General features: G+C 41.4%; 16 protein-coding genes. All 16 read left to right on the top strand.

Annotated features, from left to right (window positions below; genetic code table 11):
- The first annotated feature begins 2 nt into the window (after positions 1-2).
- The 16 genes from G628_RS0114340 (at position 3) to G628_RS0114265 (ending at position 19970) form a co-directional block, all read left to right on the top strand.
- A complete protein-coding gene (locus G628_RS0114340) occupies positions 3-1247 on the top strand; it encodes a hypothetical protein (protein WP_027209415.1) in 1245 nt (414 codons plus the stop codon).
- Entirely contained in the window at positions 1228-2778 is a 1551-nt protein-coding gene (locus tag G628_RS0114335) for a glycosyltransferase family 39 protein (protein WP_027209414.1), read from the top strand. Before G628_RS0114340 ends, G628_RS0114335 begins: the two co-directional genes overlap by 20 nt.
- Positions 2753-4378, top strand: a complete 1626-nt coding sequence (locus G628_RS0114330) for a hypothetical protein (RefSeq protein WP_027209413.1) — start codon at positions 2753-2755, stop codon at positions 4376-4378. The genes G628_RS0114335 and G628_RS0114330 overlap by 26 nt, the downstream gene beginning before the upstream one ends.
- Before the next feature lie 27 nt (positions 4379-4405).
- Entirely contained in the window at positions 4406-5425 is a 1020-nt protein-coding gene (locus G628_RS0114325) for a radical SAM/SPASM domain-containing protein (protein ID WP_026655815.1), read from the top strand.
- 28 nt (positions 5426-5453) lie between these two features.
- Positions 5454-7271, top strand: coding sequence for a DUF6044 family protein (locus tag G628_RS0114320; protein ID WP_027209412.1), 1818 nt, complete (start codon positions 5454-5456; stop codon positions 7269-7271).
- 79 nt (positions 7272-7350) lie between these two features.
- Positions 7351-8664 (top strand): sugar phosphate nucleotidyltransferase, encoded by a 1314-nt coding sequence (locus G628_RS0114315; protein WP_027209411.1) that lies wholly within the window; start codon positions 7351-7353, stop codon positions 8662-8664.
- 89 nt (positions 8665-8753) lie between these two features.
- Positions 8754-9731 (top strand): mannose-6-phosphate isomerase, class I, encoded by a 978-nt coding sequence (gene manA, locus G628_RS0114310; protein WP_034501032.1) that lies wholly within the window; start codon positions 8754-8756, stop codon positions 9729-9731.
- Positions 9732-9891: 160 nt separating this feature from the next.
- The gene (locus G628_RS0114305; RefSeq protein WP_330365520.1) at positions 9892-11748 is read left to right on the top strand and encodes an AAA family ATPase; all 1857 of its coding nucleotides are present in this window, start codon (positions 9892-9894) and stop codon (positions 11746-11748) included.
- 168 nt (positions 11749-11916) lie between these two features.
- The gene (hprK, locus tag G628_RS0114300) at positions 11917-12870 is read left to right on the top strand and encodes an HPr(Ser) kinase/phosphatase (RefSeq protein WP_026656181.1); all 954 of its coding nucleotides are present in this window, start codon (positions 11917-11919) and stop codon (positions 12868-12870) included.
- 38 nt (positions 12871-12908) lie between these two features.
- Positions 12909-13844 carry an ROK family glucokinase gene (locus G628_RS0114295; protein WP_027209408.1) on the top strand — a complete coding sequence of 312 codons (936 nt, stop codon included), beginning with the start codon at positions 12909-12911 and terminating at the stop codon, positions 13842-13844.
- Between the two features lie 12 nt (positions 13845-13856).
- Positions 13857-14768: a UDP-N-acetylmuramate dehydrogenase gene (murB, locus tag G628_RS0114290; protein WP_027209407.1), complete on the top strand. Its 912-nt coding sequence runs from the start codon at positions 13857-13859 to the stop codon at positions 14766-14768.
- A 12-nt stretch (positions 14769-14780) separates the two neighbouring features.
- On the top strand, positions 14781-15656 hold the full coding sequence (rapZ, locus tag G628_RS0114285) for an RNase adapter RapZ (protein WP_026656178.1): 876 nt from the start codon (positions 14781-14783) through the stop codon (positions 15654-15656).
- A gap of 3 nt (positions 15657-15659) precedes the next feature.
- Positions 15660-16601: a DNA-binding protein WhiA gene (gene whiA, locus G628_RS0114280; RefSeq protein WP_026656177.1), complete on the top strand. Its 942-nt coding sequence runs from the start codon at positions 15660-15662 to the stop codon at positions 16599-16601.
- 13 nt (positions 16602-16614) lie between these two features.
- Positions 16615-16878 carry an HPr family phosphocarrier protein gene (locus G628_RS0114275; protein WP_026513510.1) on the top strand — a complete coding sequence of 88 codons (264 nt, stop codon included), beginning with the start codon at positions 16615-16617 and terminating at the stop codon, positions 16876-16878.
- 256 nt (positions 16879-17134) lie between these two features.
- Positions 17135-18052, top strand: coding sequence for a GNAT family N-acetyltransferase (locus tag G628_RS18315; RefSeq protein ID WP_051199231.1), 918 nt, complete (start codon positions 17135-17137; stop codon positions 18050-18052).
- Positions 18053-18170: 118 nt separating this feature from the next.
- A complete protein-coding gene (locus G628_RS0114265) occupies positions 18171-19970 on the top strand; it encodes a Na/Pi cotransporter family protein (protein WP_027209406.1) in 1800 nt (599 codons plus the stop codon).
- The last annotated feature ends 13 nt before the right edge of the window (positions 19971-19983 follow it).

Genomic DNA, 19983 nt, shown 5'->3' with positions numbered 1-19983 from the left:
ACATGAAGAAAGAACTTGCATTGGACAAACTCATAAGAAACCTTATAGATAAGTATTTATTCGAGATAGCTATCGGATTACTTATTCTTATTTCTGTATTCATAAGGTTCAAACTGGCGCCCAATACAGAGCTTTCTCCGGATTATAATTTTTATTATAAAGAATGGGTTGAGTTTTACAGACAAAACGGAATCATCAAGGGACTTTCAAACGCTCCCGGGGATTACTATGTTCCGTTTAACGTGATCTATGCACTGTCTTCGCTTTTTCCTTGCGAAGCATGGGTGCCGCTCAGCATTGTTCCTGCAATATGTGAATTTATATCAGCGTTTTTTATCTACAAGATTTTTTATCTTCTTACGGAAAAAAAGCGCTGCTCTGTTTTTATCGGTGTTATGACGCTGTACCTTCCGTTCGTGATTTTTGACGGAGCACTTTGGAAGCAGGTTGATGCGGTATATACATGCTTTTTGATGATCGCGATGTACAAGCTTTTAAAGCAGCAATACAGGGGCTCAATGATCTGGTATTCCGTTGCTTTTGCGTTTAAGCTTCAGGCGATACTTTTCCTTCCTCTTTACCTGATAATTTACATTACAGGCGGATTTAACGGTGCTGAGAATGAGGGAAAAGAGCTTTCTAAAAAGACGTCTTTCAGTATTCTTGAGTTTCTGTGGATTCCGTTTGTCTATCTTGTTGCCGGACTTCCGGAAGTTCTTGCAAAGCACGGACTAAGAGCAACTTATTTCGCTTATCTGGAACAGACGGGGGAGCTTGATTCGGAAGGATACGGAATGGTATCTTATTGCCCCAATATTTATAACTGGGGGTTCGACGATCATTACAAGCTTCTTTCGACGGCGGCTGTAATGGTACTTGCTGCTGTACTTGTTGTTATCGCGTTTTTTTGTTACAGATTCAGGGAAAAGATAGACAGAAATCTTGTTCTTTACCTTGCGATATGGACATCCTGGACTTGCGTGATCCTTCTTCCGGGAATGCATGAGAGATATGATTATGCGATGCTTATCCTTCTTACTCCTTTTGCGATGATGGTGAGAAAGAAGATAATGCCTTTTATGATAGTTGCAAATATATGCTCGTTGATAGTTTACGGAATTACACTGTTTGGGGCGGAAATAATTGATATTGCTTTCATTTCGGTATTTTATGTCGCTTCATATTTGTTTGTTACCGCTGATATCATTGGCCTTTTGAACGGAGGTAATGAGAAAAGTGAAGCTTAAAAAAGCCTTTAATATGGCAATTTGCGCATGTCTTCTTCTCGGTGCGGTGCTGATCCTTGGGTGCAGTTTTTTTACAACAATTTATTACAAGATGCATCAGGAGAATGATAAGCTGTACTTTAAAATGGAAAATATCCCGCTTCTTGTTATATCTGTCGGGCTTAGTCTGTTTATCTTTTACATTCTCAAGAAAAAAGAGATTTTTGCAAAGAACAAAAAGCTTGTGGTAATAGGGCTTGTGTTCTGCGTTTTGTATTGCCTGACGCTGATCTTTTCAATAAAGCCGATGCCGGTCAATGACTCAGATACGTTGGATGAACATATAAACAGCTTTGTAAGAGGTGATTATTCGCAGCTTACGGAAAAAGGCGGCTATCTTTATATCTGGCCTTTCCAGCTGGGATATGTCTTTTTCGGCGAGTTTATGACTAAGATTTTTGGCTCCGGAAATTATCTTGCGTGGGATATTGCGCAGCTGATATCGATTCTTTTTACAATGTATTTTCTGGATAAAATATGCATGGAGTGTTTTGAAGATGCGGAAATATGCGGCATTATGTCGCTTTTATCTATGGGAGCATTGTTTTTTTACAATTATGTGACTTATATTTACGGCGATATTCTCAGCATGGGACCGCAGACGTTGGCGCTGTATCTGATGATCAGGTACATGAAGACCGGAGAGCAGAGATACGGGCTTGGATCGGGCTTGGCCATTGCTATCGGTGTCATGTTGAAAACCAATTGTGAAATTACTGTAATTGCGCTTATAATGATACTGTTTATTAATGGTATCGGATCCAAAGACGATGATGTCAAAGTGAAGCTAAAAAACAGAGTGATCATAGCAATATGTATGCTGATTTTTGTGTTCGGCCAAAAGGCGTATATAAACAATCACTACACGAAGGTTACGGGACTTGAGGAAATACCCAAAGGTAATCCTTCCGTGGCACATATAGCAATGGGACTTCAGGAAGACGGAGGCCTGGAACCCGGGTGGTATAACGGTTATAATTATGCCGTTTTTGGAGAAAATAATTACGATACGGAACTTACGAAGAAAGCGGCTATCGCAAATATCAAAGAGAGGATTGATCTTTTTGCACATCATCCTTTTTATGCCGCAAGATTTTTTACAAGGAAATATATAACCCAGTGGGCCGATCCTGTTTGCATTTCAACGCAAAATCTTGATTATGTGAGCAGACATCATGAAATATCGGCGCTGGGAAATAGTATTGTATTTGGATTTGGAAGTACTGTTTTAGCTTGGATTATGAATGTTTTTATGACGCTCTGTTATTTGGGTGTAGTTGTATATCTTATAGAAGTTCTGAGGAAAAGGCATGTTTCGGATTACGAGATGCTGATGTTACTGTTAATCTTTGGTGGAATGGTTTTCCACGAATTTTGGGAAGGGTCCTCACGCTATGCAATGAGATATTACATTTATCAGCTTCCTTTTGCTGCGTGCGGATTAAAGGTGCTACTTGGACTTATTCATGAACATAAACTCAAAAAAATATGATACTCCGGATGAGAGGAGGGACGGGCTGCTTTCATTTGTCTGGTGCCTTATAACGGGTGCCGTGATAATGACAATATGCTCAAGATCTTCTTTCCTGTATGCTTTTAATATATGGGATGATTCGAACAGTTATTTTACAGTCGGAAAAAGTATGCTGAGCGGTATGGTGCCGTACAGGGATCTTTTCGATCAGAAGGGAATCTTTCAGTACAGCATATATATGTTGGCTTCTCTTATCTCTAGAACAACGTTTCTGGGTGTGTACATAATTGAGATATTGGCATGTACAATGGCTCTCAAAGCGGCATTTAGGATCATGCAGGTGTACTTAAGATCTGTTTCCATGCCATACATCCTAACGCCGGTTGTGGGAATGATCGTATATACATCAAGATGCTTTTACTGGGGCGGAAGTGCTGAGGAGTTTCTTTTCCCGTTTATTATGTGGGGAATGTATATTTCGATAAGGCACTTTAAAGAGAACTATCCGGAACCCATGAGATACAAAAGAGTTCTTGTTGGCGGAATTCTTGCGGGATGCGTTTTTCATATCAAGTTCAATTCACTGGGATTTTTCTTTGCATGGATGGCGATGGTATTCTTTGCGGATATCATAGGGGCTAAGGCTGTAAAAAAAGCTTTTGTCAGCTGCGTTGTATTTCTTGGCGGAATGGCGATCACATTTATACCGGGACTTGTATATTTCGGAATGAATAATGCAATCTTCGACTGGGGACGTGTGTACATCTACGAAAATGTTTTCGGGTATTCGAAAAAACTGTCTTTTGCCGAGAGAATGGCCGTTATCTACGATAAGATGACCGATCATATTTACGATAATAAATTAGTGTATTTGACTATTTTTATCGGTGCGTTATACTTTACTGTGGCTCTTGTATTTTCTTTTATTCCGGAAGACAAATACAAGCTTATAAAAAGAGATATAGTTGTAATTCCGGTCAAAGTTGCGGAATATGTCAACATAGCCATGCTTTTGGGATTCCTTACGCTGATCATTTTCATCGGGGGAGTCAGCATAACATATTACCCGTTTCCAATAAATGGATTTACGGTGTTTGGGGTTACCGCGATAGGATATTTACTTGAAGGGTTGTATCTTAAGCTAAATCGCGACGGCTTCAAAGACGAACTTACCGGGCTTACAAGTGCGGTTATGGTATTGATGCTGCTTGTAGCGGGAATTACTGCGTATAATATCTCACCAAATGTTTCGTATATGAAAATTGCGAAAAATGACCTTTGGCTCTATCATTTCCGTGATCGTGTGCTTTCAAGCGGAATAGAGAATCCGAAGATCATAAATGAGAACGGTTTTGATGCGGGACTCTACACGGTGACGGATACATTGCCCGTATGCTATTACTTCCAGACGCAGACCGTGAATGAAGAGCATATGCAGAAGGTTCTTGAGGAACAAAAAAGGTTCACTCATGAAAAGATTGTTGATTTTGTGATATCTGTCAATAAACCTGCGGAGGGTGTAGATGATTATGATCTTGTTCTGCAGGAAGACTTTATCGATCCATGGGATCCGAATCAGACCGCTACATACTATTTGTATCAGAAAAAAGCTGAGTGATCGGCTGAGTGGTAAGGAGATTTTTTAATGCCTATAAGAGTAAACAGTTTTATGGGAAAATTTGGCTGGTTTGCGAGAAAGCATTTTCCGATGCTTGCAAGTAACGCATACCTTAAATTACAGTTTTTTACAAGAAGTAAGTCTCAGAAGGCTTATTGTGATTACTTCCTTAATTCCAAGGAAGTTCCGATGCCCAATGTTGTAAATATCGAGACTATCAACAGATGTAATTCCACATGTGCGTTTTGCACAGCCAATGTTCATGCGGAGTGCAGACCTCTTGCAAAGATTGACGACGATGTTTATAAGAATATCATCGATCAGCTTGCAGACTGGGGATATAAGGGACATCTTACACTTTACGGAAATAATGAGCCCCTTTTGGATACCAAGATTGTTGAGAGGCACAAGTACGCGAGGGAGAAACTTCCGGACAGCTTTATTTTCATGTCTACCAACGGACTTATCCTTACTATCGATAAGGTAAAAGAGGTTGCACCATATATCAATCAGCTTATCATCAACAACTATTCGATGGAGATGAAGCTTCATAAGAATATTCAGGAACTCTATGATTATGTAAAGGCTCATCCCGATGAGTTTAAGGACCTTGATATCCAGATTCAGATGAGATATCTTCAGGAAGTTCTTACAAACAGAGCGGGAAGTGCGCCCAATAAGAAGGCAACCGAGAAGGTTATTAAGGAGACTTGTCTTCTTCCTTTCACAGATATGTGGATCATGCCAAACGGCAAGATGGGACTTTGCTGCTGCGATAACTTTGAGACTACCGATTTTGGCGATCTTACCAAGATGAGTCTTAAGGAAGCATGGGGAAGTCCTCAGTTCCAGGCAGTAAGAAAGAAGATTGCAGAGGGAAGACAGAACTATCCGTTCTGTAAGCACTGTGACTTTATTGATGCGGGCTTCCGTATGCAGATTGTCAATGCGATTTTAAGAGGTGACCAGGACGCTGCAAACAAGCTCGGCGGTCATGAGAGAATGAAGATCGGCAATAAGAATAACGAGGATGACAACATTAAATGATCGTCGGCGTTGAGGGGAATTTGACAAAATGAAACTCTTGAAAAGGCGTTTTGTTATATTTGCAGTTCTTTTGTTTATTCTGATTATTTCAGTATTTTATTGTGCCATTGGTGAGAACAGCTATATAGGGGTTCATGACAACATGGACCTCTTTATCGCTCAGTTTGCGATGCTGAGAAACACCGGCACTTTTTTTTCGCACGGAGTCAGCGCACCGTTTCTTGGCGGAGTGTCAAGAGATGTGCTTCCGGGTGAAGCTTCTTTGTATACAGTTCTGTATATGATCTTTTCACCTTTTACGGCTTATATAGTGGGATATGTATTAAAGCTTGGCATTGCTGTCTTTTCCTGCGTGCTGTTATTTGTTGATTGCACGATTCTTTCTGGTGAAAAAATAGATTCATTCTTTGAGCGTGCAAGATTTTGTCTGAAAGAAGAATATGCGCCGGAACTAAATCTGGCCGTGGGCGCGGGATTTCTGTACGGAGTCTTAAATCTTTTTCCGGCGTTTGGGATTTCTTTTGCATCAATCCCGCTTATAGTCTATCTTCTCAGAAGAATATACTTGACGGAGAAAAGTGACGATCCTAAGAGGGTTCGGAAGATGGCAGGGTATGTTGTGCTTATTTTCTGCTATCCTTTTGTTTCGTACTTTTCATACTTTGGTTTCTTTATTCTGGGATATCTTTTCATAGCAATAATTTGGATGTGGATTCGGGACAAAAGGCTGAGCTTCGGGCTTATCGCGGGGCTTGTGGCGCTTTCAGTGGGATTCGTGGTCTTCGAATACAGATTATTTGGAATGATGCTTTTTTCCGATGTTACTACTATAAGGGATACGATGGTTCAAAGCTATGTGCAGGTATCTGAAGTGCCTGCGCTTGTGGGAGATGTATTTGTAAACGGCATGATGCATGCGGAGGATTGTCACAAGTATTTCGTGATGCCTGTGTGTCTTTTGTATCTGATCTTTTTGAACGGAAGATATGTTTACAAAAAGAATTTCAGGGGAGTTTTTACGGATGCATATAATCTCTGTGCGTTGATCCTTGTGTTTAACGCGGTTGTTTACGGTATTTATTTTATCAGAGAAGTTGACGATGTTTTTGCGACAGTGGTTCCGCCTTTAAAAGGATTTCAGTTTAACAGAACGGTCTTTTTCAGCCCGTTTATCTGGTGCGCAATGCTGTTTATTATTGCATACAGAATGCGCAAGAAAGAAATTTTTAAGGGCGTTTTGTCATATGCGGTCATTGCGACGGCGGTGGTGTTCGTCATCATTACACCGACAAGATACAATGATCTTAGGGGCACGCTCTATCATATAGTAAAAGAAAATGTCATGGGGAATAAGCTCGACGACCTCAATTACAGAGAGTTTTATTCTGAGGAACTTTTTTCGGATGTGAAAAAAGAGATTGGTTACAAAGAAGGTGAATGGAGCGTTGCTTACGGAATGCATCCCGCCATTCTTGAATATAACGGGATTGCAACGCTTGACGGATATCTGGGCTTTTATCCTCAGAGCTATAAAGAAGAATTTAGAAAAGTAATTGCGCCGGCACTTTCCAAAAATCCGGCTTCGGCAGCCTATTTTGATGAGTGGGGAGCGAGGTGTTATCTCTATTCCGGGACCGATGCGACGATAGTAATGGCAACAAAGAGTATGTATGGCGTTACCGATAACAATATTTATATTGATGCGGGGGAACTTAAGAAACTTGGGTGCAAATATCTCTTTTCACGAATTGATATATCCAATGCGCTTGAAGTAGGTCTTTTTCAGGTCGGTGAGTACAGTGGGCATGGTTCTCCTTATAATATCTATGTTTACGGATTAGAATGAGAGAAGCATTTTCCCGGATAGTGGAAAAGTGGTATGATACAGAAATACACGTATTATTTTGAAAAAAGAGGTTTAAATCATGAACATAATTTTATTATCAGGTGGATCCGGAAAGCGTCTTTGGCCTTTGTCCAACGACATCAGAAGTAAGCAGTTTATCAGAATATTTAAGACTGAAGATGGCGAATATGAATCTATGCTTCAGCGTATGTATAGAGGAATCAGGGAAGTTGACGGTGATGCCAATGTCACCATAGCTACATCTAAGAGTCAGGCGTCAGCTATTAACAATCAGCTGGGTGAGGCGGTGGATCTTTCAATTGAGCCTTGCAGAAGAGATACTTTTCCTGCAATCGCGCTCGCGTGCAGTTTCCTTCATGATGTGAAGGGCGTTGGTGACGATGAGCCTGTTGTAGTGTGCCCTGTAGATCCTTATGTCGATGATACATATTTTAAGGCTCTTTCAGATTTGTCAGATATGGCGGCAAAGGGAGATTACAACCTTAATCTCATGGGAATAGAGCCGACATATCCAAGTGAGAAGTACGGATATATTATTCCGAAGGAAGCCGCTGATGTCAGCGAGGTTCTTGAATTTAAGGAAAAGCCCGATGCTGCTACGGCTAAGGAGTATATTGAAAAAGGTGCTCTTTGGAACGGCGGTGTTTTTGCATTTAAACTTGGATATGTGCTTAACAAGGCGCATGAGCTTATTGATTTTAAGGATTATCAGGACTTTTTTGACAGATATGATAACAGTAATAAGATTAGCTTTGACTATGCGGTTGTTGAAAAAGAGAATAGCATAGGAATGATGAAGTATGCGGGAAGCTGGAAGGATCTTGGAAGCTGGAATACTCTGACAGAGGCTATGCATGAGAATATTGTCGGAAATGCTGTTCTTAACGATAAGTGTGAGAATGTGCATGTATTAAACGATCTTGATGTTCCTATACTTTGCATGGGACTTAAGGATGTTGTGGTATCAGCATCTCCCGACGGAATACTTGTTTCCGACAAGGAACAGTCAAGTTACATCAAACCCTATGTTGAGGAATTTAATCAGCAGATTATGTTTGCCGAGAAGTCATGGGGAAAGTATCAGGTAATGGATGTTGAATCTGAGTCGATGACAATAAAAGTTGTTCTTAATCCAGGTCATTCCATGAACTATCACAGCCATAAGAACAGAGATGAAGTATGGGTTGTTCTCTCCGGTAAGGGCAGAACTGTGGTTGACGGAATGGAGCAGAATATCAAGGCCGGAGACGTTATTACCATGAGTGCAGGATGCAGACATACGGTTTTTGCAGAGACTGAGCTTAAGCTCATTGAGGTACAGCTTGGAAAAGATATTACTGTAGAGGATAAACAAAAATATAACCTTGAATAAATATGATTTAGATGTCAAAAGTCCAACTGTATATAATATGATGTCAAAACAAAAAGATGAGAGATGACACATTGAAGAATTTTCCTTTTATGTTAAAGCCTGCCGCGAAGGATTATCTCTGGGGCGGCCAGAGGCTTAACGATGATTTTGGTAAAAATATAGATATGGATCCCTTGGCGGAGACATGGGAATGCAGTACGCATCCTGACGGACCGAGCGTTGTTTCGGGAGGGGAGTTTGACGGAAAACTCCTTATTGATGTTTTAAAAGAGCGTCCCGAATTTCTTGGAAAGCATTGTGAGGAACTTGGAGAGCTTCCCATACTTATAAAGTTCATTGATGCGAAGTCGAATCTGTCTGTGCAGGTTCATCCAAGTGATGATTATGCAAGGGAGTTTGAGAATGGTCAGCTTGGTAAGACAGAGATGTGGTATGTTCTTGATGCTAGTGCAGGTTCCAAGCTGGTTTACGGACTTAAACATGATTGTAGTAAAGCTGCTATCAGGGAAGCTATAGAAAAGGGAGAACTTGAAAAGTATCTCCGTAATGTTCCGATTAAAAAGAATGATGTTTTCTTTATCGAAGCGGGAACGATACATGCCATAGGCGCGGGGGCGCTTATTGCCGAGATACAGGAAAACAGTAATCTCACTTACAGGCTGTACGATTACGACCGTGTGGATAAGACAGGTAAAAAGCGAGAGCTTCATGTGGATAAGGCACTTGAAGTTTCGAATTTAAAGAACATAGGTGAACCTAGGCAGGCAATGAGGGTGCTTAAGTATAGCCCGGGTGTTGCGAATGAGCTTCTTAGCAGATGTAAGTATTTTGAAGTATACAGGATGCTGATAAATACCGAGAGAAGGCAGAAGGTTACATACAGCTCCGATGAGCTTTCGTTCAGGGTTCTCTTATGCTATGACGGATGCGGAAATATCAGTTATTGCACGGAAGACGGAAGGAAAGAATACATAAATATATATAAGGGAGACTGCGTCTTCGTGCCTGCTGATTCCGTGGAGCTTGTGCTTAACGGAGTTATGGAACTATTGGATGTTAGGTGCTGAGATTTAGTTTTACCAAAAATGATTTAGATTAAATGGTTTTAAATTATAAAGTTCGGAAGGAAATCAATTATATTTTGATTTCCTTCCGAACTTTGCTTATAATATAAATATAATCGATGATTAGTGAACGAAGGGTAATATGATGAAATCATGCAAAGAAATGGCATTAATATGGGGCATATCAGAGCGAAGGGTGACCGAATTTTGCAAAGATGGAAAGATTCCTGGGGCTGAAAAAGTCAGCAAACAGTGGCAAATACCCGATAATGCTCAAAGGCCTACAGATAATCGTATTGTTAGCGGCAGATATGTTAAAAGTGAATCTGCAAAGGAGAAAAAGCCGCTTCCGATAGGTATATCTGATTATATTAGGGCGCAATCTGACTACTATTATGTTGATAAGACGTTGCTTATTAAGGAGTTTTTGGATTGTAAGGCATTAGTTTCTTTATTTACACGCCCAAGGCGTTTTGGCAAGACGTTAAATATGGATATGCTCCGCGTTTTCTTTGAGATATCTTCTGAGGATACAAGTAGATTTTTTGCAGATAAAGCGATATGGAGGTGTGGACCTGAATATAGAGCGCATCAGGGGAAATATCCGGTGATTTTTTTGACGTTTAAGGATGTAAAGTTTGATTCATGGGATGCGACTTTTTCTAAAATTGCAGAGCTTCTTCAAGATGAATTTGGTAGACATTCCGAGCTAAAAAACAGCAATAAGCTTGAAAAATATGAGAAAGATTATTATGAGAAGGTATTGAACGGACAGGCAAGCGAAGTGGAGCTGTCATCTGCTCTTTTGAAACTTTCAAAAATGCTTTCTGAGCATTACGATAAGGCGCCCATTATTATTATTGATGAATATGATACTCCTATACAGGAAGGATATTCCAAAGAGTTTTATGATGAAATTATTGGATTTATGAGGAATTTCTTTTCCGGAGCGTTTAAAGATAACAGGAATTTGTCATATGGTTTCCTGACAGGAATTTTAAGAATATCGCAGGAAAGTATATTCAGTGGTTTAAACAATCTTATGGTTAATTCTGTAATGGATGATGAGTATGACGAATTTTTTGGTTTTACTGAATCTGAAGTTAAGGATATGCTTGAATACTATGGCGTTTCAGACAAGGAAAAAGAATTAAGAGATTGGTATGATGGATATCTTTTTGGAAGTATGGAGATATATAATCCTTGGTCAGTTATAAACTACATTTCCAAAGGCTGCTTACCTCAGGCATATTGGGTTAATACTGGGAAAAATGAAATACTGGATGATGTATTAAGAACTGCTACAGAGGAGGTAATTGAGAAGCTTAATTTGCTACTTATGGGAGAAAAAGTAATCGCGAAGATTGATCAGAGCGTGGTATACAGGTCGCTTACGGAAGATCCTGCAAATATCTATAGTCTGCTGTTGGTTGCGGGTTATTTGAAAGTATTTGGTAAGAAGCTTCAAGGGGATGGAACGTGGCTTTGTGAAGTGGCGATACCGAATCGGGAGATATCAGCGGTATATAAGAGCGAGGTTATGACGCATCTAATGCAGATTGGTGCTATTGGTAGAGCAACAGCCAATAAGATTGCAGAGAGCTTGTATTCTATGGATTTAAAGAAGCTGCAAGAGGGCATAGGCGAGTATATGAAGAAAAGTATTAGCTTTTATGATGCTGGAGCAGAGGGCTTTTATCATGGTATGGTGCTTGGACTTGTTGCTTTGATGGATGATCAGTACAATATAAGATCAAACAGAGAATCAGGTGACGGAAGATATGATATTTGTATGATTCCGAGAACGGATAAATATCCGGGTATAATCATGGAATTAAAATGGGGAAAGGATCTAAGCGATAAGGCACTTAATCAGTTGTCAGAGGAAGCGCTTTGCCAAATAGAGGAAAATGGCTATGCTACAGAAATGTACGAGGAAGGAATTAAGGATATAATAATACTTGGAATAGCATTCTCGGGGAAAAAATGTGTAATTGTCAATAAAAAAGATGTTTATTGAATTCCAGCTGGTTATACACGTGATATTACGAGATAATCAGCTGGAATTGATATAGAAGTATGTTTAGCAGCTGATTATGGACATTTTCCTTCGCTTTAAAATTTCCCCCATCTATGGTATCATTTTTCCTAGTAATTAACTGAAAATACTTATGTTGGGGAGGCATTGATGGCAAGCGTAAGTCTTAAAACTATTATTGATAAAATGAAGCTCACAAACCTGACACCGGAGCTTGATATCAAGAAGATCCGCATTATTCAGCCTGATATTAACAGGCCGGCGTTGCAGCTTGCAGGGTATTATGAACACTTCGAGGCAACCAGACTTCAGGTTATAGGTTTCGTAGAATATACATACATGGAATCTTTTTCTGATAAGGAAAAAGAGAAGATGTACAGAGAACTGCTTTCCTTTGATATACCGGGAGTTGTTTTCTGCAGGGACCTGGCTCCCGATCCTATCTTTTTGAAAATTGCGGTTGAGGAGAAAGTGCCGGTCCTTATGACCAAGAAGTCCACCTCTGTTTTCATGGCGGAGATCATCAGGTGGCTTAATGTTAAACTTGCTCCTTGCATTTCAATCCACGGCGTACTTGTCGATGTTTACGGCGTAGGCGTTTTGATAACGGGTGAGAGCGGAATCGGTAAATCCGAGACAGCGATCGAGCTTATTAAAAGAGGACATCGTCTTGTATCGGATGACGCGGTTGAGCTTAGGCGTGTAAGTGAGGAGACTCTCATAGGAACATCGCCTGATATTACAAGGCATTTTATTGAGATGAGAGGTGTCGGAATCATAGACGTTAAAACGCTTTACGGTGTATCCAGCGTAAGAGAGACACAGACTATCGACCTTGTTATCAAGCTTGAAGAGTGGGACAAGGACAGAGAGTACGACAGATTCGGACTTGAGGAAGAGTACACTGAGTACCTTGGAAACAAGATAGTTTGTCACAGGATTCCAATAAGACCGGGCCGAAATCTTGCGGTAATCTGCGAGTCGGCAGCAGTTAACCACAGACAGAAACAGATGGGCTACAATGCTGCGCAGGAGCTCTACAACAGGGTTCAGAATTCACTTGCAAGAAGACGTTCGGACGACGATGATGACGACGAGGAATAATTGAAGAGGAATAATACAAAAGGAGACTATTAGAGGTAATGGGAAAATATGTATTTGGCGTAGATATCGGAGGAACAACTGCTAAGATCGGACTTCTTACAGAGGAAGGCGAGAAAGTTGAGCTTTGGGAGATACCTACCAGAAAAGAGAACAACGGAAGCAGCATTTTAAGTGATGTTGCAGAGTCTGTTAAGGCTAAGATTGCTGAGAAAAATCTTGCATCCGACGATATAATCGGGATCGGACTTGGTGTTCCCGGTGCTGTAGATGCAGATGGCATGTGTCTTCAGGCCGTAAATCTTGGATGGTCCAAGCTCAATGTGGTAAAAGAGCTCGAATCACTCACGGGATTTAAGGTAAAAGCAGGAAACGACGCCAACGTTGCAGCTCTCGGTGAGCAGTGGAGAGGCGGCGGACAGGGACATCAGAACATGCTCCTTGTTACACTCGGAACAGGTGTAGGCGGCGGAATCATAAACGAAGGCAAGATCTTAACAGGAGCAACAGGTTCAGGCGGAGAGATCGGACACATCCATCTTGTTGATGATGAGCCTGAAGCATGCGGATGCGGCAATCACGGTTGCTTTGAGCAGTATGCAAGTGCTACCGGAGCAGTGAGAGTGTCTAAGAGAATTCTTGCCGAGACAACAGAAGACAGCGTTCTTCGCGGCAAAGATTTCGAGTGCAAGGACGTATTCGACGCAGCCAAGAAAGGTGACAAGGTTGCCGTTAAATGCGCTGAGAAGTACGGTTATTACCTCGGAAAAGGAATCGCGAGTGTTGCTACGGTTGTAAATCCTGAGATAATAGTTATCGGCGGCGGAGTTTCAAAAGCGGGAGAAATGCTCTTTGACCTCTTGATGCCTTCATTTAAAAAGTATGTATTTTCCGGTTGCAGCACAGCACAGTTTGCACTTGCAAAGCTTGGAAATGATGCGGGAGTCTTCGGCGCAGCAAGAATGCTTCTGTATTAAAAGGAGATTTTTTTGAATAACGATTTAGTAAATGCTCTGAGAGAAATTGTCTCAGAAGAAAATATCATATTAAATGAAAACATGAGCAGGCACACTACGTTTAGAACAGGTGGGCCTGCGAGCTTATTTATAAGCCCGAAAGACACTGAGCAGTTATTGAAAGTTGTGGAGCAGCTCAGAGAATCTAATGAAGAGTATTTTATTCTCGGAAACGGAAGCAATCTTCTTGTATCAGATGACGGATATGACGGAGCTGTCGTTTCACTTAAGAACTTTACGGATGTATCGGCAGAAAGTGACACGAGTATCAGGGCAGAGGCCGGCGCGCTTAATTCAGCCATAGCTTCTTTTGCAAGAGACAGGGAACTTGCAGGCTTTGAGTTCGCTGCGGGAATTCCCGGAACTATCGGCGGCGCGATGGTCATGAACGCAGGCGCCTATGACGGCGAGATGAAACAGGTCGTAAAGGAAGTCAAGGCCATATCACCTGAAGGTGAGCTTGTGACGCTTTCATGCGACGACATGGAATTTGGTTACAGGACCAGTTTTATTAAAGGAAAAAAATATATCGTTCTGTCCGTGCTTATTGAACTTACTAAGGGACAGAAGGAAGCAATTATAGAAAAGATGTCCGATCTTGCACAGAGAAGACGTGACAAACAGCCGCTTGAGTATCCCAGTGCCGGATCGACATTTAAGAGACCTGAAGGAAATTTTGCGGGTAAACTTATCCAGGATGCCGGACTTAGGGGCTATACCGTGGGCGGTGCATGTGTATCGGAGAAACATTGCGGATTTGTGATAAATAAAGATTCTGCAACTTCGGCCGATATATACAAAGTAATTGATGACGTAAGGAAGAAGGTATACGAGTCCTATGGAGTGATGCTGGAGCCCGAAGTTATTATGCTTGGAAAATTTTGAGAGGTTTAAACCATGAGATTCGTAGTTGTTACGGGAATGAGCGGCGGTGGTAAATCGACCGCTATACATATGCTTGAGGATGCAGGTTTTTATTGCGTAGACAATCTTCCTGTATTTCTGATAGAGAAGTTTGCTGAGCTTGTCGCAGTGCCGGATAATGGGATCAGCAAAGTCGTACTTGGAATTGACGCAAGAGCGGGCCAGAAGTTTGAAGAGGTTGCGGGAATCATCGACACTCTGAAAGAAAGAGGACTTCCCATTGAAGTTCTTTATATGGACGCAAGCGATGAAGTTCTTATAAAGAGATATAAAGAGACAAGACGTGTTCATCCGATGAATGTCAATGATATCGGAAATCGTATAGAGGACGGAATTGCCAAAGAGAGAGCGGTTCTTACGGAGGTAAAAAAGAGAGCGGATTATGTGATCGATTCTTCCAAGCTCCTCACAAGAGAACTCCGCGAAGAACTTGACCGTATCTTTGTAAGAAACGAAGAGTACAATTCTCTTATGGTGACGGTGCTTTCATTTGGTTTTAAATATGGAATTCCGTCGGACGCAGACCTTGTGTTTGATGTTAGGTTCCTGCCGAACCCTTTTTATATAGATGATCTCAAACATCAGACGGGAAATGACAAGCCGGTTCAGGACTATGTAAAAAGTTTTCCGGAATGTGGGCAGTTCCTGGATAAGCTGACGGATATGCTTGAATTCCTGATTCCCGGATATATCAAAGAAGGTAAGTATCAGCTTGTTGTTGCTATCGGATGTACCGGTGGCCAGCACAGAAGTGTAACAATCGCCAACGAACTGTATAACAGGTTGAAAGCCGGAGACGGTAAGTTTGGAATCAAGCTCTTACACAGAGATGTGAAGCAGGCAAGGTGAGATATGTCTTTTTCATCCGACGTAAAAGAAGAACTTGCAAAACGCATAGGTGCGTCGAGGCATTGCAGGCTTGCGGAGATAGCAGCCATTGTTAACAGCACGGGCTATATTGAGCTGAAAAACGGTAAGCCGATAATGCTTTATTTGCAGCCGGATAATGAGGCTGTAATTAGAAAGTTCTTTACATTAATAAAAAAAGCATTTAATATAGGAACTAGCTTTTTGGAAGAATCCCCCGATATCAAGGTAAATGGGCGTGTTTACAGGCCTGTACTGGGAGAAGGGGAACTTCTTGAATCGTGTCTTAAGGCAATCAGGGTGATTGACGGTGATGGGAACCTCAGACCTTTCGGGGAAGGGGTGAGCCCGCTTATCACAGGAAAATCATGTTGTAAGAGAGCCTTTATTCGCGATTCTTTCTTGTGCATCGGTTCCATAAGCGATCCAAACAAGGGATATCATTTGGAATTTGTCTGTGACTATGAGAATCAGGCACTTAGGTTGCAGGAGATAATAGAGAGCTTTGATATTGAGGCAAGGATAGTCAGACGAAAGAAATATTTTGTTTTATATGTGAAGGAAGGCTCCGGTATTGTTGATCTTCTGAATATAATGGAAGCTCCGATCAGTCTTATGAATCTGGAGAATCTCAGGATTGTAAAAGAGATGAGAAATTCCATCAACAGGAGAGTCAATTGTGAAGTCGCCAATATAACAAAGACTGTTAATGCCGCGACTAAGCAAATAGAGGACATTACATATATCAGAGACTTTTATGGTTTTAATCGCTTGCAGGAGAGCTTGCGGGAGATGGCAGAGGTCAGGCTTGAACACCCTGATGCGACGCTTCTTGAATTGGGCAAGTATCTTGATCCGCCTGTAGGTAAGTCAGGAGTTAATCATCGGCTTAGGAAACTGAGCGAGCTTGCGGATAAGCTGAGATGAGGAGGGAATTATTATGTTGACAAAATCTATCGAGATTAAGTTGCCCAGAGGACTGGAGGCAAGACCTGTTGCTGAGCTTGTTCAGCTCGCAAGTAAGTACGAGAGTACTGTTCATATCGAGGCTCAGTCCAAGAAAGTTAATGCAAAGAGCATTATGGGAATGATGACACTTAGTCTGAACACAGGAGAAGAAGTAACAGTTATCGCAGAAGGAAGCGATGAAGAGTCGGCAGTTGCTGACATGGAGATGTTTCTTCACGGAAACAAGAAGAAATAAAACTCATTAATTAAAAAAAGCCCTTTTTTAAAGGGAGGATGCCGGGTAAGCTTCTCTTACCCGGCACATTATGAAAAAGTTTAATTGGTATTGTCTGTCTCAACTCATCTGACAATATTATAATAACAAGCAGGTATGTCCAAAAGATGATTTGAAGTAACCATTCTTTTAATGAATTGTAAACAAATTATGAACGCTCGCATTTATCGTAATGTGGGCGTTTTATGTATTATAATTATTCTCGGAGGAAAAGTTTGTGCTGAAGAAGGTTGCGTTTGTAATAGATGAAAAAAATCTGAAAAGCAGTGAGGTAACTGAAAGCTTAGAATCCGCAAGAGAATATATAAATCAATGTGGCATCGAAGCGGAGGTGTTCGGGGCACAGGATTTTTTCAAAGATAATAAGACTGATAAAGAAATGCTTGTCGTTGCCGACAGGAAAGAAAATACCGTAAAAGCGACGGAGCTTGGATTCTACGTGGTCGGAGTGGAGCATCCATTAAATAAGAACGAAGAATTTCCGGGAGTGAAATATATTTTTTCCGACATTGACGAAGTCGACTTGGATTCATTCGTGAAGGCTTATCAGAGATACGCGGGTGAGCCCTGGGAAGTGCTCACGACTTCAAGGCTCCTTGTGAGGGAAACGACGCTTGATGATGTGGACGAGTTCTATAAACTGTATAAAGATCCCGAGATGACCAGATATATGGAAGGCCTTTTTGAGAATCCCGAAGATGAAAAGAGATACCAGAAAGATTATATTGAGAAAGTATATGGCCTTATGGGCTTTGGCGTATGGACACTTGTAAGGCGTAAGGATAGCAGGGTTATAGGAAGAGTCGGATACTCCGTAAGGAACGGGTTTGATGATATTGAACTTGGATTTCTTGTCGGAAAAGAGTTCCAGAGGCAGGGCTATGCTTATGAGGCGTGCAAGGCGGTTCTTGACTACGGCAGGGATATCCTTTTGTTTGATAAGGTTCAGACCCTTGTAAAAGCCGAGAATGAGATTTCCATTAATCTGTGCAAGAAACTGGGATTTAAGGTTTTGGATACGGTGTCTGTCGAGGAAGATATATACGGAAGAGAGTATGTCGGCGAGAAGATCGAGCCGGTCGGCGGACCCACCTATGGAGAATACGTGCGGCTGATGCTGAGATTTGGTGCTTAAATTTATTTGTGGCTTTTTTTGACGGCATCCTATACAATAGATTTGTAACAATAGAGATAAAAAATGGATAGGTACGAAGGGTAGAGAGCCCTTAACGAAGAGTGCCTATGGAGGTGAAATGAAAGAATTTTTAGACAGTTTTAAAATGGTGGCAGGGCTAATCGGAGGCCTTGCAATGTTTTTGTATGGGATGAACGTTATGAGCGGAGGTCTTACCAAGGCCGCAGGCGGAAGACTTGAGAGCGTGCTTGCCAAAGTCACCAAACATCCTATTATCGCGTATTTATTCGGTGTCGGTGTAACCGCAATGGTTCAATCATCATCTGCATCTACCGTAATGGTAGTTGGTCTTGTTAATTCAGGAATCGTAACTCTTAAACAGGCAGTAAACGTTATTCTCGGTGCTAACCTTGGTACGACATTTACGGCATGGATTCTTACACTTAATAATCTGAACAGCACAAAGTATTTGTGGCTGGAACTCTTAAAGCCCAGGTCATTCACACCTTTCTTGGCTCTTATAGGTATCGGGCTATATATGTTTTCCAAAAGTGAGAAAAAGAAAAATATCGGAACAATCCTTCTCGGATTTTCTGTTTTGATGTTCGGAATGAGCAGTATGTCTGATGCTGTCGCTCCGCTAAAGGATAATGAAGGATTTAAGAGCCTTCTTATGAAGTTCAGCAATCCTCTTATCGGATTCATGGTCGGAATCTTTTTTACCATGCTCATTCAGAGTTCAGCCGGAACAATCGGTGTGCTTCAGGCGATATCGGGAAGTATACCTGTCTATTTCAACATAGCAATACCTGTTGTTGTAGGCGCTGAGGTTGGTACATGTATCACAGCGATTCTTTCATCGTTTGGCGCAAACAAGAACGGTAAGAGAACAGCTCTTATGCACTTGTATTTCAACTTCATAAAAGCATTACTGTTTATGATAATTTTTTATTCTTTGAATGCTGTGATGAATTTCTCATTTATGCACCGGGAAGTCGGACTTGCGGGAATTCCGGGGATACATACACTTATTAATCTTATTGCAACTCCCCTTATGCTTCCTTTCTCAGGGGTGCTTGTAAATCTCGCACTCAGCTCTATTCCTATAGATGATAAGGAGAAAAAAGAGCAGGAAGAGCAGCAGGGAATCAGAACTTTGGATCCTCTTTTTCTTGCGAACCCTCCTTTTGCGCTTGAACAGGCCAGACTTGCTGCGGTCGAGATGGCAAATATGTCAAAAGATGCCCTTGATAAGGCAGTTTCACTTATTACGGATTACAAAGATGAAGTGGCGCAGGATGTCGATTATCTTGAACGCAAAGTCGATCAGTACGAGGACCAGCTTGGAACTTATCTTATGAAGATAAACAACCATCATCTTGCTCCCGAAGACAGCCATACACTCACAATGCTTCTTCATTGCATCACCGACTATGAGAGAATAAGCGATCATGCTCTCAACATCATGCAGAAAGCTCAGGGTATGGCGGAGAATAAGAGAGAGTTTACCCAGAAGGGTCAGATAGAGATGGATATATTCGCATCAGCGGTAAAAGAGATCGTGGATATGTCTATAAAAGCGTTTGAAACACGTGATGTCGAGATAGCAAAGTCTATAGAGCCTCTCGAGGAAGCGATTGACGGCATTCAGAAAGAGATAAAAAGGCGTCATGTGAGAAGGCTTCGCAAGGGCAAGTGTACCATTGAGCAGGGCTTTGACCTTAGTGATATCGGAACAGATTATGAGCGTATCGCAGATCACTGCAGCAACATCGCCGTAGGCGTTATTGAGGTGCATGATGATGCGTACGATGCACACGAGTATTTGGAAACGCTCAAAGCGGATAAAAGAGAAGGCTTTGAGCAGGCAGTTGATTTCTACGAGAGAAAATATCAGCTTCCTTCTGTTAAGTTTTAATGCAGGAGTGATT

It is taken from the genome of Butyrivibrio hungatei NK4A153 (assembly GCF_000424465.1).
Taxonomy (GTDB): domain Bacteria; phylum Bacillota; class Clostridia; order Lachnospirales; family Lachnospiraceae; genus Butyrivibrio; species Butyrivibrio hungatei_A.
Note: the sequence above shows the minus strand (reverse complement) of the source record. Positions and strands in the feature narration are given on the sequence as shown.

Excerpts from the sequence above, each read along its gene's own strand:
- G628_RS0114305 (WP_330365520.1), top strand. The coding sequence starts at position 9,892 with ATGGCATTAATATGGGGCATATCAGAGCGAAGGGTGACCGAATTTTGC.
- manA (WP_034501032.1), top strand. The coding sequence starts at position 8,754 with ATGTTAAAGCCTGCCGCGAAGGATTATCTCTGGGGCGGCCAGAGGCTT.
- G628_RS0114335 (WP_027209414.1), top strand. The coding sequence starts at position 1,228 with ATGAGAAAAGTGAAGCTTAAAAAAGCCTTTAATATGGCAATTTGCGCA.
- whiA (WP_026656177.1), top strand. The coding sequence starts at position 15,660 with ATGTCTTTTTCATCCGACGTAAAAGAAGAACTTGCAAAACGCATAGGT.
- G628_RS0114340 (WP_027209415.1), top strand. The coding sequence starts at position 3 with ATGAAGAAAGAACTTGCATTGGACAAACTCATAAGAAACCTTATAGAT.
- G628_RS0114325 (WP_026655815.1), top strand. The coding sequence starts at position 4,406 with ATGCCTATAAGAGTAAACAGTTTTATGGGAAAATTTGGCTGGTTTGCG.
- G628_RS0114330 (WP_027209413.1), top strand. The coding sequence starts at position 2,753 with ATGAACATAAACTCAAAAAAATATGATACTCCGGATGAGAGGAGGGAC.
- G628_RS0114320 (WP_027209412.1), top strand. The coding sequence starts at position 5,454 with ATGAAACTCTTGAAAAGGCGTTTTGTTATATTTGCAGTTCTTTTGTTT.
- G628_RS0114295 (WP_027209408.1), top strand. The coding sequence starts at position 12,909 with ATGGGAAAATATGTATTTGGCGTAGATATCGGAGGAACAACTGCTAAG.
- hprK (WP_026656181.1), top strand. The coding sequence starts at position 11,917 with ATGGCAAGCGTAAGTCTTAAAACTATTATTGATAAAATGAAGCTCACA.
- G628_RS0114265 (WP_027209406.1), top strand. The coding sequence starts at position 18,171 with ATGAAAGAATTTTTAGACAGTTTTAAAATGGTGGCAGGGCTAATCGGA.
- G628_RS0114315 (WP_027209411.1), top strand. The coding sequence starts at position 7,351 with ATGAACATAATTTTATTATCAGGTGGATCCGGAAAGCGTCTTTGGCCT.
- rapZ (WP_026656178.1), top strand. The coding sequence starts at position 14,781 with ATGAGATTCGTAGTTGTTACGGGAATGAGCGGCGGTGGTAAATCGACC.
- G628_RS0114275 (WP_026513510.1), top strand. The coding sequence starts at position 16,615 with ATGTTGACAAAATCTATCGAGATTAAGTTGCCCAGAGGACTGGAGGCA.